The organism is Microbacterium marmarense (genome assembly GCF_037204165.1).
GTDB classification, from domain to species: domain Bacteria; phylum Actinomycetota; class Actinomycetes; order Actinomycetales; family Microbacteriaceae; genus Microbacterium; species Microbacterium marmarense.
In genome coordinates, this window is record NZ_JBBDGL010000001.1 from 888,231 (window position 1) to 910,269 (window position 22,039).

Consider the following 22,039-nt stretch of genomic DNA (forward strand, 5'->3'; position numbering starts at 1 on the left):
CGGAAACGCGATCGTAACGTGATAGCTATTTGCAATCAATGATTGCTCCGTAGCATCGGAGCATGACGATCGAGACTAGTCGCGGCCCGTTGCGCGACACCGTGGCAGCGTTCCTCGCCGACGACCCGGGCCGACTTCTTGTCGATGGTCGCTGGATGAACGCGGCCTCTGGTGAGAGATTTCCTACGCTCGATCCAGCCACTGGTGAAACGCTCGCCGTCGTTGCCCGTGGCCGGGCGGCTGACGTCGATGCTGCGGTGGGCGCAGCATCCCGAGCATTGAAATCTGCCCGCTGGGCGAAAATGACCCCGGCTGACCGCGGTGCATTGCTCTGGCGCATCGCCGACCTCATGCAGGCAGACCTTGACGACCTGGCCGAACTTGAAACTCTTGACCAGGGCAAGAGCGTGCGCACCTCTCGTTTCGGTGAAGTGCCCGCTGCGATCAACCAGTTTCGCTACTACGCGGGCTGGCCGACGAAGATTCTCGGTGAGACGATCCCGACGTCACTGAGTCGCACGCCGCCCGGCAAAGAGGTCTTCGCCTACACGCGCCGTGAACCGGTGGGCGTTGTCGCCGCAATCGTGCCGTGGAACTCGCCGCTGATCATGACCGCGATGAAACTCGCCCCGGCGCTCGCCGCAGGGTGCACGATCGTGCTCAAACCCGCAGAGAACACGCCGCTCACGGCGCTCTACCTCGGTCGGCTATTGCAGCGCGCGGGAGTTCCCGACGGGGTAGTGAACATCGTGACCGGGTTTGGCGGCGAAGCCGGACAAGCGCTGGCCGAGCACCCGGGAGTCGCGAAAGTGGCCTTCACTGGCTCAACCGCGGTGGGTAAGCACCTCGTGGCCAACGCGGCCGGCAACCTCACGCGCTTGACCCTGGAACTCGGGGGCAAGTCGCCGGCGCTTGTGCTGCCTGACGCCGACCTGGCGAATGCGATCAGCGGAATCTCGCGTGGCATTTTCGACAACAGCGGGCAGGTGTGCGTGGCGAGTTCGCGCGTTTATGCGCACCGCGACGTGTACCAAGACGTTGTAGACGGCATGGCGGCGGCAGGAGAAGCGCTTCGACTCGGCCACGGCCTCGACTCTGCCGCCGACCTGGGACCGCTTGTGAGCGTTGCCCAGGCGGGGCGGGTTGCCGATCTGGTCGATGAGGGTCGCGCGGCGGGCGCAACCGTCGTTACAGGCGGCGAGCGCGGCGGACCGCAGGGCACCTTCTATGCACCAACCGTGATCACCGATGTGCGTGCCGATATGCGACTCATGCGCGAAGAGATCTTCGGCCCGGTGGCGGTGGTCACGCCCTTTGACGATCTCGATGAGGTGATCGGCTGGTCGAACGACTCGCCCTATGGCCTTGCCGCAAGCGTATGGACCGAAGGTCTTAGCGACGCCCATCGCGTGGCCGCGCAACTGCAGGCGGGCACCGTGTGGGTGAACTGCCACTCATTCCTCGGGCCAGAACTGCCCAAGGGTGGGCACAAAGAATCGGGCTGGGGCTACGAGAACGGCGCCCAAGGCTTAGAGAACTATCTGGAAACGAAAACGGTGGTGATGGTGATATGACGAAACGTATCAAGCTCGGAGTTTTCGAGATGATGAATCCGAACAACGGAATGCCCACCTGGACTGACCCGCGCGGTCGAGGCGACGAATGGGACAACCTCGAGTACTGGGTGACGCTTGCGCGTGAACTTGACGATGCCGGTTTCGACTTTCTCTTCTTCGCCGACACCTACGGCTACGCCACGCTCGAAGGCAGCATGCCGAATGAGGTGGCCGCACACGGAATTCAGTTCCCTGCTCTTGACCCGATGCTCGCTATCGCGACGCTTGCCCGCGAAACCGAGAACCTGGGATTCGTCGTCACCTCACCTACGACGGTCGAGCGCCCCTACGCGATGGCTCGACGCTTCGCGACTCTCGACCGGTTTACCGCAGGGCGTATCGGGTGGAACATCGTTACTGGCAGCTCGCAGGCAACGACAGACCAGCTCTTCGGTGTGACCGAAGTGCTCTCGCACGATGAGCGCTATGACGCTGCCGACGAGTTCCTTGACACCTGCTTGCGCTACTGGGAGCACAGCTGGCAAGACGGTGCCGAAGTGCGTGACCGCGAGAGCGGTACCTATGTCGATCCCGAAAAGCTGCATGCGGTCGAGGTAGCAGGCCGTTTTCAACGTTCGCGCGGCATCTTTGCGGTGCCGCCCACGCCGCAGCGCACACCGGTGCTCTTCCAGGCAGGCACTTCAGACCGCGGCCGCGCCTATGCCGCCCGCAATGCCGAGGCGGTCTTCATTCAGGGGCAGACCATCGAGAGTGCCGCCGTTCATGTTGGCGATATTCGCGAGCAGGCGGTGCGCAACGGTCGGTCGGCAGAAGATGTTTCCGTCGTCACCGGTATGACGGTGACCGTCGCAGAAACCTCAGAAGAGGCTTGGATGCTGCGTGAGGAATATGAGAATCTGCTCGGTCTCGATGACGCGGCGGTCATGTTCGCCGGCATTACCGGCCTCGATCTCACGGGCATTGACCCCGCGTGGCGAGTGGTCGACCTCAAGACCGATCTGGGCCAGACACTCGTGCAGCGCTACGCAAAGCAAGATCCCGACATGCGGGTCGGACAGATCCTCGATCAGTTCCGCACCAAGGCCATCCGTGGTTTTCAGGTGACCGGCTCGCCCGTCGAAGTTGCCGACGAGATCGAGCGCATCGTCGACGGCTCAGGCATCGACGGCATCATGCTTGAGCCCACATTCGGCGGCACCGCTGCGTATCGCGCATTCATCGAACTTGTACTGCCCATCCTCGCGGAGCGAGGGCGTACCGAAGATCTTCAGGGCGAGGTCACCCTGCGTGAGCGATTCACCGGCGCACCACGGCTTGCGCAGTCGCACCGTGCGCGCACGCTAACGGCGCGTGCCGCCGATGACCACCATTCGATTGGAGCAGAAACCAATGAGAGCTGATGCCGTTGAAGCGGTGATCCGCGGTCTGAAGCGGGCTGGGGTGAGCGTCGCGACGTACCTTCCGGACTCCCTGTTGAAAGAGCTGTATCCGGCTCTGGATGCTGATCCTGACATTCGCACGATTCCTGTGACGAACGAGGGTGAGGGTGCTGCCATTGCCGGTGGTGTCTTCTTGTCGGGCAAACGCGCCGTGCTTGTGATGGAGAACTCGGGGCTGCGCGCAGCAACCGAGCATCTGGCCCGTATGGGGCTGGGAGCGGGCATTCCGGTTGTCATGATCATGAGCTATCGCGGCGAGATGGGCGAGAACAACTGGTGGGCCGTGCCGCACGGCATCACGATGGAGCCCCTATTGAAGACGCTTCGCACGCCATACACGATCGTGCACGAGGTCGATGAGATCGAACAGGCCGTCGTGAACGCCTATGAAACCGCCTACGCGTCGTACTACCACGCAGCGATTGTTCTCGGAGGGGGACTGGTCCGATGAGTTACTCACGATTCGAAGCAATGAAGTTGCTCGGTGCGCGCCTTGCCGATGAGCTTGTCATCTTGTCGCTCGGCGGCGCGGTTGACGAGTGGTACAACGCCGCGCCGCATATGCGTGACGCAAGTCTCTTTCAGCAACAGCTCGGTTGCGTCACTCCCGAAGCGTTCGGTGTCGCCGTCGGGCTGCCCCACCGTCGCATTGTCTCGCTCGACACCGATGGCGGCTTGCTGTTCAACCTGGGCATTCTGGCCACCCTCGGCAACGAGCAGCCAGAAAACCTCTTCATCGTGGTGTGGGACAACGAGCAGTATCAGTCCATCGGAGGCCCTGCGACGCACACGGCAAAGGGCCGCGTCGACCTCGCTGCGATCGCCCGCGGTGCCGGTGTTGAGCAAGCGCATACAGCTCTGACGCTCGAAGAATTCGACGCGCACTGCGCGGTGGGCCTGTCAGCATCCGAGCCATACATCGTCGTGGCGAAGACCGACGGGATTTTGGAGCCGGGCATCAAGCGCAAGCACTCGGACGGTCGCGAAGACAAGTACATTTTCGTGCGCCACGTCGAGCAGACCGAGAACGTGAGCATCATGGGCCCGAGCGAGCACAACTGATGCCGTTTGTCACCGAGCCCGCCAGCGGATACGACCTCATCGTCGTGGGCGGTGGCGCAGCCGGTTGTGTGCTGGCGGCGCGGCTTAGCGAAGACGCTGAGCGACGCGTGCTTTTGATCGAAGCCGGCCCCGACCACAGTGGCGTTTCTGAGATTCTGGATGCTGCCCGCTGGGACGCGATGATCGGCGGAACCTATGACTATGGGTACCGCTCGACCCCCACCGACCATGTACTGGGCCGAGCGCTTGCGATGCCTCGCGGGCGTGTGCTCGGGGGCAGCTCCAGCACGAACGCGATGCTCTGGTATCGAGGCAACCGTGCAGACTACGACGCGTGGGCGTCAGCTGGGGCGACAGGGTGGGGCTACGACGATCTGTTGCCGTACTTCAAACGGTCAGAGTCTCGAGCAGGCGGCGACCCCGCCTACCGCGGGCTCGACGGCCCGATGAAAGTGGCGCCTCTTGCTGAGGTGCACCCCATCGCCGACGCTCTGATCGGCGCCGCGGCTGATCGCGGACTTCCGGTACTCGACGACGCCAACGCCGCGTCGAACGAGGGTGCGGTCTATGCCGACTACAACGCGATTGTGACAGAAGCCGGCGACTTCGAACGCTGGAGCACGGCGCGCGGATATCTTGAGCCAGCCATGCAGCGCGGGAATCTCGACGTGCTCGTGGGCAGTGCGGTGCACCAACTGACCCTCGCGGGAGGAATCGTCACGGCCGTTCGCCACGTCGTGGATGGCGTGTTGATCGAAACGGCCGCACCGCGCATCGTGCTTGCCGCAGGCGCCCTCGACACCCCGCGCCTGCTGCAACTCTCGGGAATCGGCGACCCCGCGCGTCTTGTCGAGGCGGGGATTGCTCCCGCACATTCGCTTGCGGGAGTGGGGGAGAACCTTCAAGATCATCCGCTGATTCTCGGCATGAACTTTCGTGCACGCGACGACCTCGGCCCTGTTGTCGGCAACGGCGGCGGCTCGATGCTCAACTGGCGTAGCTCTTACGCTGAAGCGGGCCCCGACCTGCACGCGGTGATCGCTCATGGTTCCCGCGGCGATGAAGTCTTGCACGCCAATCACGATCTCGCTGGAAATCGCGTGTTCGCGTTCGTGCCTGGGCTGTACCGCTCACGCAGCGTGGGGTGGGTGCGAGTCCGTTCCGCGGACCCCGCAGCCGCCGCCGAACTGCAACCGAACTACCTCGCTGACCAGACCGACCTGGCAGCGATGGTTGAGGCGGTTGACGCGGTGCATGATCTCGCTGCTTCGGCAGCGTTCGCTGATCTGGCTGAGGGGCCCATAACCCCGCCGCGCGGACTTGACCACGAGGCGAAGCTGCGCTTCGTGCGCCAGAACATCGGATCGTTCTTTCACTGCTCGGGCACCGCGCGCATCGGCAACGATGAGTACGCGGTCGTCGATCCCGCGCTCAAAGTACGCGGACTTGAAGGACTATGGATCGCCGATGCATCGGTCATGCCCAGCATCCCTACCTCGAACACTCATGCACCGACTGTGGCGATCGCCGAGAAGGCAGCTGACCTCTTGCGAAGCACGCAATGATCGCCGTCTCGTCACGATTGGAGAGCCCCATGTCTTCAGAAACACACCCCGCGATTGATGCCCGGGCCTTGCGCGACACCCTCGGACACTACGCTTCAGGCGTCACGGTGATCTCGGGTCACGACGCCGACGGGCCGATCGGATTCACCTGTCAGTCCTTCTACAGCGTGTCAATAGACCCACCGTTGGTGTCATTCAGCGTCATGACATCGTCAACCACGTATCCCCGAATTCGTGAAACCGGCAGCTTCGCGGTCAATGTTCTCGCCCACCACCAGCACGACCTCTCAAGTCAGTTCGCGCAAAGGGGAACAGACAAATGGGCTGGCGTCGACTGGCATCACTCGGCCGCGGGAAACCCCGTTATTCATGACACGCTCATGTGGCTCGACTGCGAGATCTGGGCAGAGCACGAGGCGGGGGATCATCTAGTGATCATCGGCCGTGTGCGCGAACTCAGCCCGCCGGAGTGGCATCGATCTGAGCCGCTGCTCTTCTTCAAAGGCGCATACCGGCACCTGCGCGAAACAAACGTCATCGCAATTTAAGCTGAAGGCGTTCTCAGATCAGGCCGTGTTTGCGGAACGCGTTCCAAATGCCGTCATCACGCACGCTGGTGGTCACTTCGTCGGCGAGTTGCTTCAAAGCAGCTGGGGCATTGCCCATTGCGATGCCCACGCCGCACACCTCGAACATCTCGACATCGTTCCAGCTGTCGCCGATGCTGATCGCCGCCGACGGTTCGATCGCGAGATGCGTCAGCACGGACAGAATTGCAGAACCCTTCGTGGTGCCGCGCATGCCGATTTCGCCGTTCGATCCGCCGGGGAGGGGCATGCTTCCCGCGACGACATGAAACCGGTCTTTGAGGTCGGCCTGTGCTCGTTCAACGGCGTCGGTCTGGTCGCTCAGGAACACCGCCTTCGCTACCTGTGTCAGGTCGATGTCGGCGATGTCGCCGAAACGCGGCACTTCTTGCGGAGCCGTCTGGGGCGTGTCTTCATCGCCATGCGAGGCCATCCAGCTGCGCGTCAGGTCATCCAACATCTTCTGCACGTGCGGCGACGCGTATACCGCAGCATTCGTCTGCAACAGATACAAGATGCCGGCGGCGTCCATGTAGGTGATCAGCTCATCCACCGCGGCTCGCGGCATCGGGTTGGCGACCACGCTGAGATCGCCGACTGTCGCGTACGCACCTCCGTTCGAGATCGCCCCATCGAATCCGATGTCGAGCACATCTGGGTGAATGTCGCCTGCAGCGCGGCCGGTGCTCAGGTAGACGTAGTGCCCCGCGGCACGCGCACTGCGCACTGCGTCGATCGTTGAGCGAGCGATCGTCTTGCCATGGTCAAGGATTGTGCCGTCTACGTCGAGGAAGGCGATACGGGGGGAGGCCATGAAATGCTCCAAGTTTTGAGCCGGCGTCGTGAAGACGAGTGCGGCAGCGGCGCTGAGGGCGGGACCAGTCTAGAAGTCTCGGCGGTCGGTGCCACATACGCTGTGTGCATGAGCGCAACGCAATCGAAGCTGGTCTGGCCGTTCGTCGTGACGATGATTGAGGGCGAAAGGTGAAGCTGGCGGTCGTCGGCGCGGGCAAGATCGTCGAGGAGTTTCTTCCGCACGCGTACGCGGTCGACGGTCTGTCACTTGCTGCGATCTATGGTCGCCCGGCCAGGCGTGAACACCTTGAGCAGTTGCAGGCGCAGTTCGGGATAGAAAGCGTCTACGTCGACTATGACGAGATGCTCGCCGATGCGCGAGTCGATACGGTGTGGATCGCTGTTCCGAACTCTCTTCATATGGAGTTTGCGCGCAGAGCGCTCTTGGCTGAGAAGCACGTCATCTGTGAGAAGCCATTCGTGCTGAGTGAGTCGGATTTGGCGGAGTTGCGTCGAATCGCGACTGCCAAGAGCGTGATTCTCGTTGAAGCAATCTCAACCCTCGATCTCGCAAACTACCGGTGGCTCCAGGAACACATTGGTGACCTCGGCGACCTGCGTCTCATCCAATGCGACTACTCGCAGTACTCGTCTCGCTTCGATGCGTTTCAAGCGGGAGACGTGCTGCCAGCATTCGATGCTACGAAAGGTGGTGGGGCGCTGATGGATATCGGCATCTACACCATTCACTTCGTCGTGGGCTTGCTGGGTGAGCCGCGATCCGTCTCATATACGGCGAAAATCGATCGGGGAATCGACACGTCAGGCGTCCTCGTGCTGGACTACGAGACGTGCACAGCGGTGTGTGTCTGTGCGAAGGATTCAGACGGCCCGATCCGCACAAAGCTGCAGGGAACACACGGGTCGTTCGTCATCGACGGTGCGCCCAATGTCATGGAATCGGTAGACGTGCAACTTCGCGGCGGAGACACCGACCACATTGATCCGAGCGCTCCTGCGCATCGGATGGTGCCAGAATTCATGGCGTTCCAACGAATGATCGAAACTCTTGACTTTGCAGAGCGCGACGTGCGGCTTGATCACAGTCAAGCCGTGCTCTCGGTGGCTACGCGCGCGCTCGCCTCAGCAGGTATCCGTCTGGGTGGTTAGCCGACCGAGGCAGATACATTTGGCCCTGAGCTCCTGGAACTCAGCGAACGACGACCGTCGTCGTCGCCAGGCGCGCAAGTACCTCTTGGCTGGTCGAGCCGAGCAAGAACCGTGCAATCGCGCCTCGCCCATGGGTGCCTACGACTGAGAGCCGCGCGTCAGCAGCAAGTCGGTTGATCACCGTTTGCGCGATACCGCTCTCGACGACGCGATGCACGACGAGGTCGGGATACTGCTCACGGAGACCCGCGAGCGAAATCGAAAGCGTCTCTTCGGTGAGGCTCTGCATGTTCTCGAGATAGTCATCGGGGAAGGAACGCACCTCGAGCGGAATTGCAAACGGCGACCACGTGCAGACGGCGGTAAGCACCTCGCCGCGCGCGTCAGCTTCAGCAGCAGCGAAGGCGATCGCGGCCTCGGAGATCTCGGAGCCGTCGACACCCACCACCACGCCGGAGCGGCCGGTCAGGTCGAGGTCAGGCACCACGGCAACAGGGCAATGCGCTCCGGCAGTGACGCGGATTCCGTGTGCGCCGCGCGCAGGACCAGACCCGGGCCCGCGATAGTCGCTGCCAATGACGAGCAGAGCCGCATCGTTTGACGCTTCGATGAGCTCATCGACCGGTTTGCCGCGCCCCACCCGAGTTTCCACGGCGACGCCGCGTGCGCGAACCCGTTCAGCTTGCGCTTCGAGCATGCGCTGCGTCTCGCGAAGGGCGTCGTCAATGACCTGCCCCTCCCCGACGACGCCAACCGCTCCTCCGACAACAGCAACAAGCTCAAGTCGTTCGCCTCGGCGCGCTGCGCGGTCGATTGCCCAATCCACCGCGCGGTGGGCGCCATCAGCATTCGTTACGCCGACGATTACTTTCTCTCGCATTGCGTCCTCCTTGACTACACGGTGGGCTGAGCTGCCGGTCACCTGGTATCAGTCTGCCTGATGCAGCTCAGCGTCATTAGGGCAGGAAGTCCTATCGCGTCGCCCGGGATCATCGTGATCGGGTGAGGCGCCGAGTGTGGCTCGACCGATACGGTTCACTTGTAGCCAACTCCCGCGATGGCGACCCACGCCGTCATTGCATGCAATCGCTACCCGCCGCTGCGCGAGCAAACCTACGAGACAGCAGGAGCAAGCATGACGTCTAATACCAGCAGGGCTCGTCAGAGCACCAATATCGATTCGTTGTTGAGCGTGAATCCGGTTTTTGTTCGGCCGGGTGAGGCGACGGAGTTTGACAAGTTCGTGATGCCTGATCAGCCGAGTTTGCCTGAGACGGCGTATCAGATCGTGCATGATGAGGCGATTTTGGATGGCAATAGTCGTTTGAATCTGGCCACGTTTGTGACGACGTGGATGGACGATGAGGCGAAGAAGTTGTATGCCGAAGCGGCCGATAAGAACATGATCGATAAGGACGAGTATCCGGCGACGGCAGCGATTGAAGAGCGTTGTTGGCGGATGCTTGCTGATTTGTGGAATGTTCCGAATGTGGACGACACGATTGGTACGTCCACGATTGGTTCGTCGGAGGCGTGCATGCTGGGCGGTTTGGCGTTGAAGCGCATCTGGCAGGAGAAGCGTAAGGCGGAGGGCAAGCCGTTTGATAAGCCGAATCTGATCATGTCTGCGGCGGTGCAGGTGGTGTGGGAGAAGTTCTGCAACTACTGGGAAGTGGAAGCACGTTTCGTTCCGGTCACCCCCGATCACATGGTGTTGGACGGGTTCGAGCTGGAGAAGTATGTCGATGAGAACACCATTGGTGTTGTCGCGATTTTGGGTCAGACGTTCACCGGTGCGTACGAGCCGGTGGATGCGATCGCGAAGAAGCTGGATGAGATTCAGGCGAACACGGGTCTTGATGTGAAGATCCATGTGGATGGTGCGTCGGGGGCGATGGTTGCCCCGTTCTGCCAGCCCGAGCTTGAGTGGGACTTCAAGATCGATCGGGTGAACTCCATCAGCACCTCGGGACACAAGTACGGTTTGGTGTATCCGGGTGTGGGTTGGGTGGTGTGGCGTGACAAGGCTGTGTTGCCCGAGAGCATGATCTTTCACGTCAGCTACCTCGGTGGTGATATGCCCACCTTGGCGATCAACTTCTCGCGTCCGGGCGCGCAGGTGCTGTTGCAGTACTACCAGTTCCTTCGTCTGGGTCGTGAGGGATACCGTGCTGTGCAGCAGAACTCGTTGGACGTGGCGCAGTACCTGTCGTCCGAGATCGCGAAGATCGGTGCGTTCGATCTGGTCAGCAAGGGCGACACCATTCCGGTGTTCGCGTGGGTTTTGAAAGACGGACACACCGAGAACTGGAGCCTGTACGACCTTGCCGACCGGTTGCGTATGAAGGGGTGGTTGGTGCCGGCATACCCGATGGCTGATGACATGTCAGACATGGTGCTGCAGCGCATCGTGGTGAAAGTCGGACTCAGCCACGACCTCGCCTCCGCGCTCCTTGCCGACATACGCGGCGAAGTCGAATTCCTCGACTCCCTCAAAGCACCACTCCCGCTCGAAGCAAGCAACGGATCACACTTCCACCACTAGCAGTACCCAAAACCTCCAAGTGGAGGTATTCTGTAGGCGGACACCGTGCGGTGTCCGCCTACTTGCGTGAAAGGAAGGTCATCGTGGCCCTGCCAATAGCTTCGATTCAGCTCTACACACTCGCGGCTGAATTCTCTGCCGATATGGGAGGCTCGCTCGACAAGCTCGCAGCGATCGGCCTTCGCAATGTTGAGGCGTTCGATTTCGTGCGCCGTCCCGACGAGATGCGAGCGGCGCTGGATGCTGCCGGACTAGCATCGCCCACCGGTCACGCACCCCTGCTCACCGACGCGCTGTGGACGCCGGACGGCTCGATTCCCACGCCCGCTCCCGAAGTGGTGTTCGAAGCAGCTGCCAAGATCGGAATGAAGACGGTCATCGACCCGTTCGTCGCGCCCGAGCGCTGGAGCACCCTCGATGGCGTGACCGACATCGCAGATCGCATGAACACCCTGGTGGATACCGCTGCGGGATTCGGTCTGAGCGTCGGCTACCACAACCACGCTCAGGAGTTCGTGGCGAGCTTCGACGGCGAGTCAGCATTCGAACGGTTCGTGTCGCTGACCGACTCTCGTGTTGCGATCGAGCTCGATCTGTTCTGGGCACTCGCTGGCGGGCAAGATGTCGTCGCTCTTGTCGAGCGTCTCGATGACCGGCTTGCCGCTGTCCACGTCAAAGATGGCATCGCTCCCGCTTCAAACCCGTTCGCACCCGATGCGCCTGAGTTCAGCTCGAAGAGCCTTGACCAGCGTCACGCGGGTGAGGGCGAGGTGCCCCTTGCGGAGTCGCTCAAGGCAGCATCCGCCGTGGAGTACGCCGTGATCGAGTACGACAATCCGCCCGGAGAGGTCTTTGTCGACATCGCCGCGAGCTTCGCCTTTCTGCGTGACGGTGGGTTCGTTCGATGAGCGCGGTCGGGGTCGGCATCATCGGCGTAGGAGTCATCAGCGACACCTACCTGCAGAACCTCTCATCGTTTCCTGATGTCGAAGTGCGAATTCTGGGCGACCTCGATGTTGAACGTGCCCGCGCGAAGGCTGAGCAATACGGCGTTGGCGCTTTCGGCACCATGGCCGACGTGCTCGCACACCCGGATGTTGACATCGTCGTAAACCTCACGATTCCTGCCGCGCATATCGAGGTCTCGCGCGCAGCGGTCGCCGCGGGAAAGCACGTGTGGTCTGAGAAGCCCCTCGGTCTTGACCGCGCCGGTGTCGCTCAGTTGCTCGCCGAAGCGGATGCCGCTGGCGTGCGCATCGGTTCGGCCCCTGACACACTGCTGGGCCCTGGATTCCAGGCGGCGCGACGCGCGATCGAAGACGGCCGCATTGGACGGCCCCTCTTCGCGCAGACCGTCTTCCAGACGCAGGGCCCTGACCTGTGGCATCCGAACCCCGGATTCTTGTTCGCACAGGGGGCAGGGCCACTGCTCGACATGGGTCCTTACTACTTCACGGCGCTCGTCACCTTGTTTGGGGCGGTAGACCGAGTGGCCGCTGTCGGCAGTAAATCGAGGGAAGAGCGCCTCATTCACACCGGACCGAACGCGGGTTCTTCGTTCACCGTCGAAGTGCCCTCCACCATGCAGGTGATCACCGCCTTCGAATCGGGGGCGCAGGCGCAGTCTCTGCTCAGCTTTGACTCGGCGCTCGAGCGTCACGGGATTGTGGAGATTCACGGCACCGAGGGCACGATCATTCTGCCCGACCCGAACCAGTTCGCTGGGCGCATTGCCTACGTTGAGCCGCTCGGGGTGCTGCGTGACGGTGGCTCGCGCGAGCAGACGTGGATCGATATCGAACACCAAGACGTCGCGGTCGGGCGCGGATTGGGCGTGCTCGATATGGTTCGCGCGATCGCCGAAGACCGGCCGCACGTAGCCTCGGGTGAGCTCGGCTTCCACGTGCTCGACGTGCTGCTGTCAGCTGAAGAGTCTGCGGCGAGTGGGCAGACGGTCGCGATCGAAAGCACCGTGGCAGCCGTGCCGCTGCTGCCAGAAGAGTTCGATCCCTTCGCAGCGACACTCTGATTCAGCGGTCGGTGGCGCTCGGCAACTCGGGCGCCACCGGGCCGCTCAGCAACAGATCGAGCATGCCGAGCGCCGCCTCATGATCGAGAGACGGCTCGAGTAGCCACTGGGTTTGCAGGCCATCGGATGCGGCGATCACGAGCGCCGCGACCAGATGCGCCTCGACGTCTGCGCGTAGCCGACCCGCTGACTGCAGGTTCCGCACGCGCTCTGTGAGGTCTGCCCGCAGGCGGGCGAATCGTTCCGTCGCGAAATCTTGCGCGGCAGGATGATTCTCTTCGAGCGCCGTAGCCACGAGCGTTGAATAGAGCTGCACCATGCCGGGAATTTCGCGGTTGCGCTTTGCCGATACACGCATCGCTTCGGCGGGGGTGGCGTCGGGCGCCTCGGCCTCTTCACCATCGCTGCGTCGTTGCGATTCGGTATAGACGGCGACCAGAAGTTCCTCGAGCGAGCCGAAATAGTGCGTGAGCGCGGCATGCGTGACACCCACTTCTTGAGCGATCGCGCGCAGGCTCGTTCGCTGCGCCCCACGCTGCGCAAACACTTCGATTGCGCGGTCGAGAATCTCTTGCCGCCGCGCGACGCCCTTGGCGTAGTTGCCGCGCTGGCGCGGAGCGTCGGGCGAAGAAGTTGTCACCTTCTCATCATATTGAGACAAAACAATCGGGCACTAAGTATGGCGTCAGTCGTCATACGTCTGATACCGTCGGTGCGTTCCGGCATTGTTGCCGGCATGCCCACCGGATCGAAGGAGATGCAGTGTTACGTGACGTCGACAAATCCCAGAGAACAATGAGAGGGCGCACAGTCGTGAGTTGCATCGCGACGGCAGCGCTTACTCTCGCGGCCGCGGCCGTGCCCTTGTCTGCGGCTTCCGCAGTCGAAGCGGACTTGCTGATCTACGCAGCGCCGAACGGTGGTGATTCAGCAGCTGGCACCGCAAACGATCCAGCCTCAATCACTCGCGCCCGCGACCTCGTGCGAGCGAGCAACGACGCCATGTCCGCGGACATTCAGGTCATTCTCGCCGATGGAACGTACCGTCTGGCTGAGACCCTTGAGCTCACCGAGGAGGATTCAGGTACCAACGGATTCCGGGTTCGCTGGACTGCCGCTGATGGTGCGTCGCCGGTGCTCTCGGGTTCTGATGCGGTCACCGGGTGGACGCTTGATTCCGACACGGGCATCTACTCCGCTCCCGTTGCCGAAGACGCAGAATCAAGGAACCTCTACGTCAACGGAACAAGCGCGGTGCGCGCACAGACTAGATTCACCAGGCCCGCGCAGTCAGCGTTCATTGCTGAAGGTCTGCAGATGACGAGCAACATGGGTTTTCTCTCCACCCTCACTCCCGCAGAACTCGCGCATGTTGAAATTCGCGGAGTCAACTCATTCACCGATCGCTATAGCCGAGTCGACTCGCTGAGCGCCGATGGGGCAACGCTGGTCATGGTGAATCCCGCTTGGAAGAACAACACCTGGGGCTGGGACACGCTCAAGACACCGTTCCACGAGAGCGGCTTCTATGCAGAAAATGCGCTGGCTTTCCTCGATGCGAGCGACGAGTGGTTCCTCGACACCGAAGCTGACCTTCTTTATTACAAGCCTGCGGCCTCAGTTGACATGGCAACCGCCGCCATCGAGTTGCCACGGCTTGAGACAATCTTCTCGATCAGCGGCAGCTCCGCCGATAGTCAGGCCCATGACATCAGCATCAGCGGCGTGACCTTCTCGGGGTCCACGTGGAACACACCGACCGAGACCGGCGGGTATGTCGACCAGCAGACGGGCGGATATCTTTCTGTCGGCGAGGATTACCCCGAAGACGACTACCCCGGTGGCTTCGAATCGACTCGCCCGGATTGGAAGCAGGTTCCGTCAGCCGTGCAGATCTCGGCTGCCACCGACGTCTCAATCGACGGCTCTCATTTCGTCGGACTTGGGGCGAGCGGCCTGGGCATCGGCAACGACGCCACCGCGCATGATTCCGGAGTCGGGCTGGCCACTCAGCGAATCTCGGTGACCGCATCGACGTTCACTGAGATCGGCTCCAACGCTCTGACCATCGGTGGTATCGAGCAGCAGGCTCATCACCCGGGCACACTCGACGACGGCACCCGTGACCCAGCCGTCAGCGACGCAACGGTCGATCGGATGACGGTGTCAGAAATCACCGTGTCGCAGAACCGGATCTGGGATGCTGCAGACACGTACACCAGCGCGGTGGGCATCTTGATGACCTACACCGCAGACTCGGTAATCGAACACAACGACGTCACGGACATGCCCTACGGCGCGATCAACACGGGCTACGGCTGGGGAGCCAACGACGTCGGCGGCAGCTCGGACTACGCCGAACGCGGGCTGTACGACTATCAGCCCGTTTTCACAACGCCAACCGTGGCCAAGAACAACTTGATCACCGCTAACTACACCGCGCGCTACGGACTCAAGCACACCGACCTTGGCGGCTTCTACAACCTGTCAGCAAATCCCGGCAGCGTGTGGTCGGAGAACTACATCGTTGAGCCCCGAAACCGAGCGTTTTATCCCGATGAAGGCTCGCGAGACTTGACCTTCAACAACAACGTGGCAATCAACGGTGACTGGTGGGGAGCGAACTTCCGCGCGCCGAACACGGCAAACCTCTCGGGCTCGGGCAACTGGATCTCAGAGGGCAACACGATCGTTCGCGGCAACCGCAACACGCTGGTCGAGGCGACGACGTTCACTCCGTCCGACGTGGTCTCGTGTGAAATCACGAACATTCGTTACAACGCTGGTGTCTCCGCAGAGCTGCGCCCCTCGGGTGACGCATCACGTCCCGGCAGTGCCTGCCTCGACACCTCTGCGGAGGTGGTCTCTGGCCAGACAATTGTCACAGCGTCATTCGAAGACCTCGCGGCTGATCACACCGGTCTGACCCTCTCCGCGACTGCGCCAAGCGGCTGGTCGGCCACGTCGCTCGACGATGTGCCCGCCACGCTGCCCCTCGGAACCGCTGCCGTCCAGCGATGGTCGATTGCGACGCCAGCGCAGCTGACTGATGCGATCGATACCGCTGACATCGCAGTGCAGGTGAACTCGGATTCGGTCGCCGCATCTGAGATCGCGACGGTCAGCGTTGGTGGCACCATTCGCGCGCCATTCCTCTCGACCGGAAACGGCGCCTATCTCGCGGGCCAGAAGGGTGACGAGTTCGCTCTCTGGGAAGCTGGCGCAGACATGTGGGGCGTCAACCAGAGCGACGATGACTTCGCGGCAATCTATGCCGAGGACTCCTTCGGCGACGGCACGACCATGACTGCCAAGGTCACGAGCCACGACCGTGTCAATGATTGGACGAAGAGCGGCCTCGTCATTCGCAACGACGTTTCGCAGGCTCGTTCGGCTGGTGGCTACGCGATTCTGGTGGTCACTCCGGCTAAGGGAGTGATCTTCAGCGTCGACCGCGACAACAACGGGTTGCTTGATCGCAACACCACTGTTGGTGGCGTGACCGCGCCTGTCAGTCTTCAATTGGTGCGCAACGGAGATGTCGTACAGGCAAAGTACTCGAAGGATGACGGAGCGACGTGGACCGCAATCGGGTCGGAGACCCTCACGACCGCTGATGCCAAGCAAGACGCGGGGCTCGTCCACGTCTCGCACGACGTCAGCGTCTACGGTCGTGCCGACTTCACCAACTTCAGTATCACTCCAGATGTGCCGGCTGGAGTCCTGCAGTCACTCGAGGTCGTCGCGTCACCCTCATCTGTCGTCGCGGGTGATGCCGTTGAGTTCGCAGTGTCAGGCGAAGACAACTACGGCAATGCGATGGCTGTTGATGGCGAGGATGTCGTCGTGTCGAGCAACGTCGGCAGCGACGTGATAACGGGAACGACCGCAACGGTCACCGAGGCTGGAACTCACACGTTCACCGCGACAGTGAACGGCGTGAGCGAAACGGTCGACGTGGAGGTCGTAGCAGCTGACCTGGCGTCGCTGAGTGTCGAGGCGTCGTCTGCGAGTGTCGATCAGGGCGAGTCTGTCAGCCTCACCGTTTCGGGCTCTGATGAACACGGCAATGCAGTATTGGTTGATGGCGAGGATGTCACGGTGAGCAGTGATGTCGCGACCGATGCCATCGATGGGCTGACCGTTTCGTTCACCGATGCCGGTACCCATATGCTGACCGCCACAGTCGCTGGGATCTCGGCGTCAGTAAGTGTCGAGGTCGCAACCGTCGACACGACACCTGTTGATACTGAGCGTCCGGTGGTGGTGTTGGTGTCGCCTTCGACGGCTGGTCCGTTCCAGGAGTTGTCGGTGAAGGTGGATGCGACCGATAACGCGGGGCTGCATCGTGTGGTGGCGAACATCTATAAGGATGGGTTGCTGGTGAAGAGCACGCAGTCTGTGGCGGATGGGGCGACGGAGTTCTCGCACTCGGCGACGGTGTCTTTGCCGGATGGTTCGTATTCGATGAAGTACAACGCGTCGGATGTGGCGGGGAACATCTCGTCGACGGGTGTGGTGTCGTTCACGATTGATGCCACGGTGCCGACGGTGACGGTGAAGTCTGGTGATGAGTTCACGATCGGTGATGCGGCTTCGGGGTATGAGAAGTTGAGCCTGAAGTTGTTTGATGCGGGTCTGGTTGATCGGGTGGAGATCAATGGCACGGTGAAGGATCTCACTAACGCGAAGTGGTCGGATGTGAACGGTATTGTTCCGGGCACGTTTGGTGCGGTGTTGGGTGAGAACACTGTGGTGGTGTTCGATGTTGCCGGTAACGCGACCACGTTGACGTTCACTCTGGTGGAGCCTGCTCCGGCAGCGCCGGTGTGGGATGCGAGCGTGGTCTACAACACCGGTGACGAAGTCACGTATAACGGGGCCACCTATGTGGCGCAGTGGTGGACGCGCAACAGTGAGCCGGGTACGTCAACGACGGGTTCGTGGATGCAACAGGGTGACCTGGTGCCCGCGGCGGGCACGGGTGTTCGTGAGTGGACCGCATCGTGGGTGTACACCGGCGGTGAGGTTGTTGCTCACAACGGTCATGTCTGGAAAGCGAAGTGGTGGACCCGCAACGCAACTCCCGGCGCGAGCGTCTGGCAAGACCTCGGCAGCTACTAACCCCTGAGGTGAACTATGGCCGGGTCGCGAAACGCGGCCCGGCCATAGTTCTTCGAGAAAGGTTGCCGTCGCGGTGCTACTCGAACGCCCTCGTTTCGCAACTGTGTGAGCCGTCACACATGAATGAGATCGCGCGACTAGCCGATGTCGTTAAGCGGCGAACTGGTCAAACCACACCGTACTTGCGCAACACAGAGCCGATGATCTCGGACGCCTCGGGGAAGCGCTCGGGATTCGGTCCTGAATAGTTCAACCGAATGTGAGGACCGGACGCTTCGGCCGGAAACCACTCGCTGCCGGGGGCGATGATGACGCCGCGCGACTCGCACTCGCGAACGAGACGCTCGAGATCGGTGCCGTCTGGCAGCCGGAGCCAGAGATTCAGGCCGCCCGCGGGGCGACGGGAAATATGCGCTTCTGGCACATGAGTCTCGATGCTGTCTGCGAGCAGGTCACGCCGAGCCTTGAGTTGCTGTCGAAGACCCCTCAGATGCGTGCTCCACGACGGTTGTGTGATGACGTCGACGGCGGCTGCTTGCAGCATCCCGCTCACGTACATCGACTCGGCGACGTGGTCGGCGAGAATGCGTTCGCGCACGGGCCCACGGGCGATCACCGCGCCCACTCGCAGGGCGGGCGACGTGCTCTTCGTCAGCGAGCGCAAATAGATCACATGCCCGGAGTCATTGTGCGCCGCCACGGGGTGGGGGTTGGTATCGATCGCGAAATCGTGCGCCCAATCGTCTTCGATCAGGAATGCCCCCTGAGTGCGAGTGATCTCGAGAATGTCACGGCGCTGATCAGGCGACCACTGCGCTCCCGTCGGGTTTGCGTAGGTCGGCTGCGCGTAGAACGCACGCGCTCCGCTCTGTTCGAAAGCTCGCTGAATCGCTTCTGCGTCAGGTCCGTCCGGACCGGAGGGCACGGGCACAAGCGTCACTTCGGCCTGAGTCGCAGCGATGATGGCACCCCAATACGTGGGCGATTCGATCAGCAAGGGCTGGCCGGGGCCGACGACGGCACGGAAGATCGAACTCAAACCGCTCTGCGTGCCCGGAACGATGATGACGTCGTGGGCTGAGGGCGCGGTGATTTCAACCGGTGCGGTCTGCGCGAGTTCCGCGGCAAACCATGACCGCAGATCGACGTCACCGGCAGATGGTGAACGAGTGATTGCCACGCTGGTGCGTGCGGCTCGTGCGAGTGCGGTGCGCACGAGTCGCTCGGGGAGTAAATCCCTGTCGGGGTAGCCGGAGTGCAATCCGATCGCGTCGGGCGCTGTGCCGCGCTGGGTGGTCGATAGGGCTGGCATTCGAGCGTGAGGCGCCCCGAGAGCTGCCGTCTGCCAGCTGTAGTCGACGGGGCTTGCGCTCCGCACGGCGCGAACGAAGGTGCCGACTCCGGGTCTGCTCTCTATCAATCCGAGCGTCGCCAGTGTGCGCATCGCTTTTTGCACGGTTACTGGGCTCGCGCTGTATTCCGCGGTGAGTTCACGGTTTGACGGCAGACGCGCACCGGGCGACGCTATCGCGATGCGCTCACGCAGTGCGGCGAGGATCCGTCCGGTGCTATCGTTAGACATGTCAGACAAGAGTAGCGTTACCGCGCAAAGCGCGCCACTGTTATCCGGTCGAGCTGGGCTGTGGTGGGGTCTGCTGGGCGTCACTGCGTTCTCATTCACCCTGCCGTTCACAAGGGTCGCGGGCGAAAGCCTGCCAGCCCTCTTCATCGGCTCGGGCCGAGCGGTCGTTGCGGCCCTGCTGGCGACGATCGCGCTGCTTCTCACGCGCCAACGGGCGCCCACTCGTGCCCAATGGGCTCGACTGGCGGTCGTTGCTGCCGGCGTCGTGGTTGGCTTTCCGATGTTCACGTCGTTTGCACTCACCACTACTTCGGCGAGTCACGCGGCGGTCGTCATCGCACTGCTGCCAGCCGCCACCGCCGTCGCCGCTGTACTGCGCACCAAGGAGCGCCCAACGCGCTCCTTTTGGTTGTTCGCGGGCCTCGGTGCCCTAGCTGCCGTCGGGTTCGCCGCGCTGCAGAGCGGGGGAGTGCCGCGATTGACCTGGTCAGATCTTCTGCTGTTCGGCGCGGTTATCGCAGCGGCGGTGGGCTATGCCGAGGGTGGCTTGCTGGCCCGTGAGCTCGGCTCTTGGCAGACGGTGTCGTGGGCGCTCGTGCTCGCCTCACCGCTGATGATCGTCTTGACTCTGACTTCGGTGCAACAACAAACTTTCTCCGCCACGCCGGTGCAGTGGCTGGCATTTGCCTATCTTGCTGTCGTGAGCATGTTTCTCGGCTTCTTCGCCTGGTATCGAGGGCTGGCGCTTGGTCCGATGGCGCAGGTCAGTCAGGTGCAACTCGTGCAGCCGGTGATGAGCATCGCGTGGGCGGCGATGCTGCTTCATGAACAGCTCAGCTGGCCTACCGTGCTCGGCGGTATCGCGGTCATCGCGTGCGCAGGCTTGGCTGTACGCACTCGGCTGGGTCGACGAAGACGCTGACAGAACCCAGCGTGGGCGGTGCCCGTCCCGCGAAGGCGGCCTAGCTGACGGCAGGCTCTGCGGATTCCACCTCGACCGGTCTGAGAAACACCCTGCTGACGAGCACGGTGGCGACCACCAGTACGAGGGTCGTCACCAAGCCGAGCCAGATGACGCCCGTGGCTGCCAGCATCGAGTAGCCAGCGACGGCCGAGAGTCCGGCTACGGCGACGAACGGAAGCTGGGTGATCACGTGGGTGATCACGTTGCAGCCCGCACCTGTCGCCGAGAGGATCGTGGTGTCTGAAATCGGTGACGCGTGATCACCCGCAACAGCACCAGCGAGCACGGCGCCAAGCATGGGGAGCAGCAGTTCAGGCGCATCGACGGAGTTCACGATGCCACCCGCGATGGGCAGCAGTAGTCCGAACGACCCCCACGAAGTGCCCGTGGCGAATGCCATGGCAGCGGCGATCACGAAGACAATCGGAATGAGCCATGCCGCGGGCAGGCTCGACGACTCCACCAAATCTCCCAGGAAGACGCCGGTGCCAAGGCTGTCGATCAGGCCCCCGAGCATCCAAGCAAAGACCAAGATGCCGATTGCCGGCGACATGGCCTTCACACCGCCAATCCAACCCTGGCCGAAGGTGTGCCACCCGAACTTGGGGTTTTCGCTGGTGTAGCGAACGTAGTAGTAGATCGCGCAGATGAGACCGAGCAGCCCGCCGAATATCAGGGCGGTGCTCGGGTCGGTGGCGGCGAGAATCTCGACGGCATCCCACGAACCCGTGGACTGGTAGCCCGTCCACATGATGCCGATCAATACGCCAATGACCAGTGCGACGAATGGAACGATGATCGCGCGTTTGGCGCCGGGCTCGTGCACCGGCAGATCGTCACTCAGCTGACCGGGAACGACCTCACCGTCGGCATAGGGGCGTCCCTCGACGATGGCGCGGCGCTCTTCGCGGCGCATCGCACCGAGATCGGCGCGAAAGAGAATGACGAGCCACACCAACATCACCGCGGCTATCGCGTAGTAGTTCGACGCAGCTGCGCCGAGAAAGGCTTCAATGCTGCTCACCGTGAGCGTTGACGCCGCCACGATTGGCGCAAGGATGCCGATGATGTAGGCGCCCCAGCTCGAAAACGGCGCCAGCACCGCGACAGGAGCCGAGGTGGAATCGACGATATAGGCCAGCTTCGCGCGCGAGGTGTGGTGCTGGTCAGTCACCGGCCGACTGATCTGGCCGACAGCAAGGGCATTGAAGTAGTCGTCGATGAAGATGACGATGCCGAGGACTGCCGGCAGAAACTGCCCGCCGCGGCGAGTTTTGATTCGCGCTACCGCCCAGTCGGCGAACGCTTTTGTGCCGCCAGACATCATGATGAATGCGGCGATGACGCCGAGCAAGATGATGAACAGCAGAATGTAGATGTACCAGGTGTTCAGTGCTCCGTCATCCCAGAACAGCACGGCGAAGGACTGCCAGATCAACTGCGCGGTTTCGAACAGATTGAACTCCGCGATGAGCAGCGCAGCGGCGATGATGCCTGCGCCGAGACTCAGCAGCACTTTCTTGGTGATGATGGCCAAGACGATCGCCACCACGGGGGGAAGCAACGTCAGCCACGGTGCGGCCTCAAGCATGGGTCGACT

At 62.1% G+C, this 22,039-nt stretch carries 17 protein-coding genes; 12 read left to right on the top strand and 5 right to left on the bottom strand.

The window, feature by feature from the left end; translation table 11 throughout:
* Window positions 1-62: 62 nt before the first annotated feature.
* The 6 genes from WDU96_RS03965 to WDU96_RS03990 are packed head-to-tail and all read left to right on the top strand — an operon-like array spanning window position 63 to window position 6,191.
* On the top strand, window positions 63-1,574 hold the full coding sequence (locus WDU96_RS03965; protein WP_337337184.1) for an aldehyde dehydrogenase family protein: 1,512 nt from the start codon (window positions 63-65) through the stop codon (window positions 1,572-1,574).
* Window positions 1,571-2,977: an NtaA/DmoA family FMN-dependent monooxygenase gene (locus WDU96_RS03970; protein WP_337337185.1), complete on the top strand. Its 1,407-nt coding sequence runs from the start codon at window positions 1,571-1,573 to the stop codon at window positions 2,975-2,977. The genes WDU96_RS03965 and WDU96_RS03970 overlap by 4 nt, the downstream gene beginning before the upstream one ends.
* The gene (locus WDU96_RS03975) at window positions 2,967-3,467 is read left to right on the top strand and encodes a thiamine pyrophosphate-binding protein (protein ID WP_337337186.1); all 501 of its coding nucleotides are present in this window, start codon (window positions 2,967-2,969) and stop codon (window positions 3,465-3,467) included. The genes WDU96_RS03970 and WDU96_RS03975 overlap by 11 nt, the downstream gene beginning before the upstream one ends.
* Entirely contained in the window at window positions 3,464-4,078 is a 615-nt protein-coding gene (locus tag WDU96_RS03980) for a thiamine pyrophosphate-dependent enzyme (protein WP_337337187.1), read from the top strand. Before WDU96_RS03975 ends, WDU96_RS03980 begins: the two co-directional genes overlap by 4 nt.
* Window positions 4,078-5,643, top strand: a complete 1,566-nt coding sequence (locus WDU96_RS03985; RefSeq protein ID WP_337337188.1) for a GMC family oxidoreductase — start codon at window positions 4,078-4,080, stop codon at window positions 5,641-5,643. Before WDU96_RS03980 ends, WDU96_RS03985 begins: the two co-directional genes overlap by 1 nt.
* Before the next feature lie 29 nt (window positions 5,644-5,672).
* A complete protein-coding gene (locus WDU96_RS03990; protein ID WP_337337189.1) occupies window positions 5,673-6,191 on the top strand; it encodes a flavin reductase family protein in 519 nt (172 codons plus the stop codon).
* A 13-nt stretch (window positions 6,192-6,204) separates the two neighbouring features.
* Here the strand turns inward: WDU96_RS03990 and WDU96_RS03995 are convergent, their stop codons facing one another.
* Complete coding sequence (locus WDU96_RS03995; protein WP_337337190.1) at window positions 6,205-7,044, bottom strand: HAD family hydrolase; 840 nt, start codon at window positions 7,042-7,044, stop codon at window positions 6,205-6,207.
* A gap of 170 nt (window positions 7,045-7,214) precedes the next feature.
* On the opposite strand from WDU96_RS03995, the gene WDU96_RS04000 reads away from it, so the two are divergent.
* On the top strand, window positions 7,215-8,195 hold the full coding sequence (locus tag WDU96_RS04000) for a Gfo/Idh/MocA family protein (protein WP_337337191.1): 981 nt from the start codon (window positions 7,215-7,217) through the stop codon (window positions 8,193-8,195).
* Window positions 8,196-8,235: 40 nt separating this feature from the next.
* Here the strand turns inward: WDU96_RS04000 and WDU96_RS04005 are convergent, their stop codons facing one another.
* Window positions 8,236-9,075, bottom strand: a complete 840-nt coding sequence (locus WDU96_RS04005; protein ID WP_337337192.1) for a universal stress protein — start codon at window positions 9,073-9,075, stop codon at window positions 8,236-8,238.
* A 255-nt stretch (window positions 9,076-9,330) separates the two neighbouring features.
* Here WDU96_RS04005 and gad point away from each other — a divergent pair, with 255 nt between their 5' ends.
* The 3 genes from gad (at window position 9,331) to WDU96_RS04020 (ending at window position 12,769) form a co-directional block, all read left to right on the top strand.
* A complete protein-coding gene (gene gad, locus WDU96_RS04010) occupies window positions 9,331-10,740 on the top strand; it encodes a glutamate decarboxylase (RefSeq protein ID WP_337337193.1) in 1,410 nt (469 codons plus the stop codon).
* Window positions 10,741-10,823: 83 nt separating this feature from the next.
* Window positions 10,824-11,648: a sugar phosphate isomerase/epimerase family protein gene (locus WDU96_RS04015; protein ID WP_337337194.1), complete on the top strand. Its 825-nt coding sequence runs from the start codon at window positions 10,824-10,826 to the stop codon at window positions 11,646-11,648.
* Window positions 11,645-12,769, top strand: coding sequence for a Gfo/Idh/MocA family protein (locus WDU96_RS04020; RefSeq protein ID WP_337337195.1), 1,125 nt, complete (start codon window positions 11,645-11,647; stop codon window positions 12,767-12,769). Before WDU96_RS04015 ends, WDU96_RS04020 begins: the two co-directional genes overlap by 4 nt.
* Before the next feature lies 1 nt (window position 12,770).
* On the opposite strand, the gene WDU96_RS04025 is transcribed toward WDU96_RS04020, so the two are convergent.
* Window positions 12,771-13,409 (bottom strand): TetR/AcrR family transcriptional regulator, encoded by a 639-nt coding sequence (locus WDU96_RS04025; protein ID WP_337337196.1) that lies wholly within the window; start codon window positions 13,407-13,409, stop codon window positions 12,771-12,773.
* A 173-nt stretch (window positions 13,410-13,582) separates the two neighbouring features.
* Here WDU96_RS04025 and WDU96_RS04030 point away from each other — a divergent pair, with 173 nt between their 5' ends.
* Window positions 13,583-17,893: a carbohydrate-binding protein gene (locus WDU96_RS04030; protein WP_337337197.1), complete on the top strand. Its 4,311-nt coding sequence runs from the start codon at window positions 13,583-13,585 to the stop codon at window positions 17,891-17,893.
* Window positions 17,894-18,059: 166 nt separating this feature from the next.
* On the opposite strand, the gene WDU96_RS04035 is transcribed toward WDU96_RS04030, so the two are convergent.
* The gene (locus WDU96_RS04035) at window positions 18,060-19,475 is read right to left on the bottom strand and encodes an aminotransferase-like domain-containing protein (protein ID WP_337337198.1); all 1,416 of its coding nucleotides are present in this window, start codon (window positions 19,473-19,475) and stop codon (window positions 18,060-18,062) included.
* Between WDU96_RS04035 and WDU96_RS04040 the strand changes: the two genes are divergently transcribed.
* Window positions 19,474-20,397 carry a DMT family transporter gene (locus tag WDU96_RS04040; protein WP_337337199.1) on the top strand — a complete coding sequence of 308 codons (924 nt, stop codon included), beginning with the start codon at window positions 19,474-19,476 and terminating at the stop codon, window positions 20,395-20,397. The two genes, WDU96_RS04035 and WDU96_RS04040, sit on opposite strands and share 2 nt — an antisense overlap.
* 40 nt (window positions 20,398-20,437) lie before the next feature.
* Here the strand turns inward: WDU96_RS04040 and WDU96_RS04045 are convergent, their stop codons facing one another.
* A complete protein-coding gene (locus tag WDU96_RS04045) occupies window positions 20,438-22,030 on the bottom strand; it encodes a Na+/H+ antiporter NhaC family protein (RefSeq protein ID WP_337337200.1) in 1,593 nt (530 codons plus the stop codon).
* Between the last annotated feature and the right edge of the window lie 9 nt (window positions 22,031-22,039).